Genomic DNA, 1,370 nt, shown 5'->3' with positions numbered 1-1,370 from the left:
GGATCGGGGCGGGTTTATCGTTATACAAGATGAGCCGGATGTAGGAGCTGACGAGTGCAACGAGGCTGCGATCTCTCCTCAGACGCTTGAGTCCCAAGCGCAAAGTCAAAAGATCGCAGCCTTCGGCAGCTCCTACAGGGCGCAATCCAGCGGGACGTTTGGCGTTTCGCTAAATCCCCCTCGCCACAGGGTGTTGCATGAGTCCGAGTGGCTCATCTTTTACCCATGGTTTTACATAAGGAACCCCTGCGATGTCCTTGCATCCGGAACTCAATGCCTTCCTCGACCTGGCCGAAGAAAGCCAGGCCGACGGCCCCGGGCCGTTTCACCTGTCGACGCCGGCCCAGGCCCGTGAGGCGTTCGAGCGCACCACCGGGCAATTGCGCTGGGACGCTCCGGCGGATGTGCAGTGCGCCGCTCACGCATTCACCGCCCGTGACGGCGCGACGCTGGCGCTGCGTCTGTATCGTCCCGCCACGGCTTCGGCCCAGGCGCTGCCGGTGCTGGTGTACTTTCACGGCGGCGGCTATGTGGTCGGCAGTCTGGCATCCCACGACGGCGTCTGCCGCGAATTCTGCGCCCGGACACCGTGCGCGGTGTTGTCGGTGGGCTATCGCCTGGCCCCGGAGCACACCTTCCCGACCCCGCTGAACGACGGCGCCGACGCCCTCGACTGGCTGGCCCGGCAGGCCCGCGCCGAAGGCCTGGACATCAGCCGCGTGGCGTTCGGCGGCGACAGCGTCGGCGCGACACTGGCGACGGTGCTGGCGCTGCAAGCGGCCCTGGAACCGGCCTCCCTGGCGATCCAGCCGTGCTTTCAATTGCTCTGTTACCCGGTGACCGATGCGTCCACCAGCAGCCCGTCCACCGAGCTGTTCGGCGAAGGCTATTTGCTGGAGAGCGAAACCCTCGAGTGGTTCTACCGGCACTACGCCAATGAGCCCACCGATCGCCTGGATTGGCGTTTCTCGCCGTTGCTGGCGCCCGGCTGCCCAGGCCTGGCCCCGGCCCTGATCGCCCTGGCCGGCCATGACCCGCTGCTCGACGAAGGCCGCGCTTACGCCCGGCGTTTGCAGGAGCAGGGGGTGGGCGTGGAACTGATCGAATACACCGGCCTGATCCACGACTACCTGCGCTTGCAGAGCGTGGTGCCGGAGATTGACGAGGTGTACGCGCAATTGAGCCAAGCCTTGCGGACTGCGTTGACCGCCTGAATCACCACCATCCCTTGTGGGAGCGAGCTTGCTCGCGATAGCGGAGTGTCAGCCAAGATTATTTTGCTGATCCACCGCCATCGCGAGCAAGCTTTGCTCCCACAGATTTTGAGTCGTTTGATCCTTAACTGACTGGCATTAGGGCCGGGCCCGGTT

General features: G+C 64.6%; 1 protein-coding gene. It reads left to right on the top strand.

What is annotated here, in order from left to right; genetic code table 11:
* Positions 1-251 precede the first annotated feature (251 nt).
* A complete protein-coding gene (locus BLQ55_RS25055) occupies positions 252-1,214 on the top strand; it encodes an alpha/beta hydrolase (RefSeq protein WP_092257863.1) in 963 nt (320 codons plus the stop codon).
* Positions 1,215-1,370: the final 156 nt, after the last annotated feature.

It is taken from the genome of Pseudomonas sp. NFACC13-1, from assembly GCF_900104425.1.
Taxonomy (GTDB): domain Bacteria; phylum Pseudomonadota; class Gammaproteobacteria; order Pseudomonadales; family Pseudomonadaceae; genus Aquipseudomonas; species Aquipseudomonas fluorescens_AA.
Note: the sequence above shows the minus strand (reverse complement) of the source record. Positions and strands in the feature narration are given on the sequence as shown.